Annotated in this window: 4 protein-coding genes and 1 pseudogene; 4 read left to right on the top strand and 1 reads right to left on the bottom strand. The window is 66.1% G+C overall.

Annotation, left to right across the window (positions count from 1 at the left end):
• The 3 genes and pseudogenes from ACFQEU_RS12440 to ACFQEU_RS12430 all read left to right on the top strand — a co-directional run.
• Positions 1-519: pseudogene (locus ACFQEU_RS12440) on the top strand (FAD-binding protein); the annotation flags it as partial.
• A gap of 209 nt (positions 520-728) precedes the next feature.
• Positions 729-956: a TrmB family transcriptional regulator gene (locus tag ACFQEU_RS12435; protein ID WP_379782599.1), complete on the top strand. Its 228-nt coding sequence runs from the start codon at positions 729-731 to the stop codon at positions 954-956.
• A gap of 68 nt (positions 957-1024) precedes the next feature.
• The gene (locus ACFQEU_RS12430) at positions 1025-1660 is read left to right on the top strand and encodes a uracil-DNA glycosylase (RefSeq protein WP_379782597.1); all 636 of its coding nucleotides are present in this window, start codon (positions 1025-1027) and stop codon (positions 1658-1660) included.
• Between the two features lie 26 nt (positions 1661-1686).
• Here the strand turns inward: ACFQEU_RS12430 and ACFQEU_RS12425 are convergent, their stop codons facing one another.
• Positions 1687-2865 carry an NAD-binding protein gene (locus tag ACFQEU_RS12425; RefSeq protein WP_379782595.1) on the bottom strand — a complete coding sequence of 393 codons (1179 nt, stop codon included), beginning with the start codon at positions 2863-2865 and terminating at the stop codon, positions 1687-1689.
• Positions 2866-3060: 195 nt separating this feature from the next.
• Here ACFQEU_RS12425 and ACFQEU_RS12420 point away from each other — a divergent pair.
• A partial coding sequence (locus ACFQEU_RS12420) for a DUF8167 domain-containing protein (protein ID WP_379782593.1) occupies positions 3061-3959 on the top strand: 899 nt, incomplete at its 3' end.

Genomic DNA, 3959 nt, shown 5'->3' with positions numbered 1-3959 from the left:
CCCGCCGCCGCCGACGGCGGGGCGGTCGCAGCCGACGCCGGGAGCGTGCTCGAAGCGGAAGTCGAGCGCGCGCGTGATCGTGTCGAGGAGCTGCTCTCACGGAAGGGGCGCAACCACGCTGAGATCCGGTCGCGGGTCCAGAAGACGATGACCGCCAACGTCAACGTGTTCCGCGAGGAGCCCGGGCTCGAAGAGACGCTCGGCGACCTCCGGGAGGCGCGCGAGGCGTACAAGGACGTCGCCGTTTCGGACCCGTCGCGGACGTTCAACACGGACCTCATCCACACGATGGAGACCCGAAACATCCTCGACATCGCCGAGGCTCTCACGATGGGCGCGCTCGCGCGCCGGGAGTTCCGGGGTGCCCACTGGCGCAAGGAGCGTCAGGAGCGCGACGACGAGAACTGGTTAAAACACACGCTCGTCTCGTGGAACGACGGCGAACCCGAGCTCTGGTATAAACCCGCCATCCTCGAAGGCGAGAACAAGACGTACGAGCCGAAGGTCCGGTCGTACTGAACCGGTCGATCCGGATCGTTCACGGTTCCGTATCCGTCGACGGTCGAAACCGGTCGGGGGTTCGGGGCCTGCGGACGTGTGAACCGGCGTCGGCTCCCGCCCGGATCCGTTGATACGAACCGTTTGGGGCGGTATACGCGTGTTTTCATGTGTTTCGACGATCGTTGAATGGGGGATTTATTATCGTCGAAGGCATTGAGTCGAGTAAGATGTTAGAGACAGAGACGGCACACTCGGCGGCTCCCGCGCTTCCGCCGGAGCTGCAGTCTCCCCGCGCGAAGCTGGTGTACCTGTACCTGACGACGAACGACAGCGCCACGGTGGCGGACATGTGTGACTCGCTCGGGATGAAGAAGATATCGCTGTACAGCATTCTGAAGACCCTGCGAAAGCAGGGGATGATCGACCGCGACGGCGACGCGTACACCCTGACCTAGTCGGTCCGTCGTCTCAATTTCTCACGCCTCGCCGTAGGGTTTAGGTCAACGACCGCCCCAGTAAAGTCGTGGACGCAAACCAGACGGAGTTCGCGAACCCGTTCGGGATGGACCCGGACTGTGAGAACTGTCCCGGCCTGTGTTCGGTCCGTGAGACGGTCGTACACGGGTACGGCGACGTGGGCGCGGAGTTCCTCGTCGTCGGAGAGCGCCCGACAGCAGCCGCGGAGGCTAACGGCGTCCCCTTCACCGGGGCGGGCGGCGGCGAACGGGTTCAGTCGATCTTCGCGGACCTCGGGTTCGTCCGGTCCGAGCCGGATGCAGCCGAACCCGACGTACAGAACGTCTTTTTTACGAACCTCACGCGCTGTCGACACCCTGAACGGGAGCCGACAGACGAAGAGATCGTCACCTGCGAGCCCTTCTTCAACGCCGAAGTACGGATGATCAACCCACAGATCATCGTTCCGGTCGGCGAACGGGTTCTCAGATCGCTCGCCGTCGAGTACACGACCCGATCACCGGATTCGTTCGACATCGAGGCGGAACACGCGACGACGATCCGTGGCCGTGGCTTCGAGCTCGTCCCGATGCGTGACCCGGGAACGATGACGGACGCGGCGGCGAACGCCTTTCGAGATCACCTCCGTGAGAACGTGTTGAGCCGGGACTATCGGCAGACGAAGGGTCGGCGGAGCCGCTGATGTCCGCTACGTCGTGACCGGGACGGCTACTCGTTCAACCCGAACGACTCCCCGAGCGAGTCCGCGGTCGCATCGTCGCTGTCGGCACCGAACGCGCAGTCGATGAGGATGTGTCCCCCGAGCGTCGAGGGGGAGATAACCTGATCAGCGCCGGCACGCCGGAGCTTGTTGACGTTTTCTCGCTGGGTCGCGGCGGCGACGATCCGGACCCCTGGATTGAGCTGGCGGGCGGTGAGGATCGCGAGCGCGTCGCGGGCGTCGGCGTCGGTCGCGACGATGACCGCGCGGGCGTCCTCGATATGCGCTCGCTGGAGCGGTTCGACGTCGCTCGGGTCCGCAGTGAGCACGGGGATGTCCCGCTCGCTGAGCCGTCGCGTGGCGGCCTCGTCGGTCGTGATGACCGCGAAGTCGACGCCGCCGCGGTCGGTGAGTTCTTCGAGTATCGGTTCCGTCAGGTCCCCATAGCCTAACACGAGGACGTGGCCGTCGAGGAGGTCGAACTGTTTTTCTGTCATTTTTCCGAGTGCCTTGGAGAGCTGCGCCTCGATGGCGGGCGTGAGGAGGACCCCGAGCGCGACCGCGAACGCCGCGACGTTCATCACGAGCGAGGAGAGGACGAACAGCTGCGCGATGTCGGAGGCCGCACCGGTCTGTGGGGTGATATCGCCGTAACCGACCGTGGAGGCCGTCACGACGGTAAAGTAGAACGCGTCGACGATCGTCTCGATACCGTCGAACTCGTCGCGGAGGGCGTAGGACCCAACCGTACCGTACGCGATGGCGGTCCCGAGCGCCGCGCCGGCCGCGAGCTGGGTCGGGGACGGGGTGAAGTCGCGGTCGAACCGCCCCCGGTTGACCACCAGCGCGGGCACGGAGACGACTGAGAGGATTACGAGGGGGAGCGAGAACACCGAGGCCTGCATCAGTCCCTGGATCGCGGTCAGCGGGAGCAGTACTGCCGTCGAGTACCACCCGACACGATAGCCGCGTTTCAGTGCGAACCCGCTGCCGAGCATCGCGAACCCTGTGATCGTGCCGGTGAAGCCGACCGTCCGTAACACGAGATCGGGGACGTACGGGGTGAGCGGTCCTTCGACCCCGAACCCGCCGATGTGCAACAGGCCGACGACGATCGAGAGGACGGCAACGGCGAACGTCAGGACAACGGACGCGCGTGCCGACGCCCACTCGCGACTCCACTCCATACCGCCCCGGTGACCGAGCGCTAACTTAAACCTCCCGAGGACGTGGGGACGGGAGTCGAAACGGCGGTGACGTATCGCCGGTGATCGGATCGCTGGTGAGGGGGCGGCTGACGGAGCGCCGGACACGCTGTCGATACGGCGACTGCCCGTCACCGATGGCAGTACTGATTTAACTAGTCCTGTGTTGGTGGGGGTATGGCGCTACCGGTCGAGATCCTCTTCGGCATCTATCTCGGGATACTCACGGGGATCGTCCCCGCGTTGATCGCCGGGATACTCGGGTTCATTTTCAAATACTTCACTGGGGTGACGATCCCGGGGCTCGGTGTCGTCGTCCTCGCGTTGGCGATCGCGGGGATCAACGGCGGGCTGCTCGCGCTCAACGACGAGACGATCCGGAGCTCGGAGCGCGCACCAGCGATCCTCACCGCGATCATCGTCGTGTTGATGCTCTCGCTGTACGCGCACGCACAAGGCGACAAGCTCGGCGCGAGCGTGCCGAAGCGGGTCTCGCTCAAGCAGCTGCGCGAACGAACGCTCTCGACGGACGTCGTTGAGCTCGTCGGCGGGCGCGGACAGGTCCGCGTCTCGGTCGTCGGCGAGGTCGGCGACATGGAGGGGTACCCGCCGCTGCCCGCCGAGACGCGGAAGGCGATCGGCGAAGGGGAGTGGACGTTTCCGGCGGAGCTCCCGCTGTCCGAGTTGGAGCGGCGGTTCGCCGAGCGGCTGACGACGGAGCTCGAGCTCGCGGACGTCACCGTGAGCATCGACGAGGAGGCGCGTGCGACCGTCTCCGCCGCGCCGCCGACGGGGGGACTATCGAAGCGCGTCCCGAAGGGAAAACGCGCGGTGTCGGTCCCGGCGCTCGTCCCGACCGGGCTCGCGCGCGGCGACGTCGTCCGCGTCGTGACGAACGACGTCACCGTCGAAGGGGTCCTCCTGGCCGCCAAGTCGGGAGGGAAGAAGGAGGAGAAGAAACCGGATCCCCCCGCCACCAGTGGGAGCACACCAGCGACCGACGGCGGCGAGCCCAAACCCGCGCCGGCACCGGCGACCGCGACGACAGTCGGCGGCGAGGGACGGGTGACGGTCGC

The organism is Halorubrum tibetense (assembly GCF_042661865.1).
In the GTDB taxonomy this organism is placed as follows: Archaea; Halobacteriota; Halobacteria; order Halobacteriales; family Haloferacaceae; genus Halorubrum; species Halorubrum tibetense.
The sequence above is the reverse complement of the archived record's forward strand: the minus strand, read 5'-3'. Positions and strand labels throughout refer to the sequence as shown.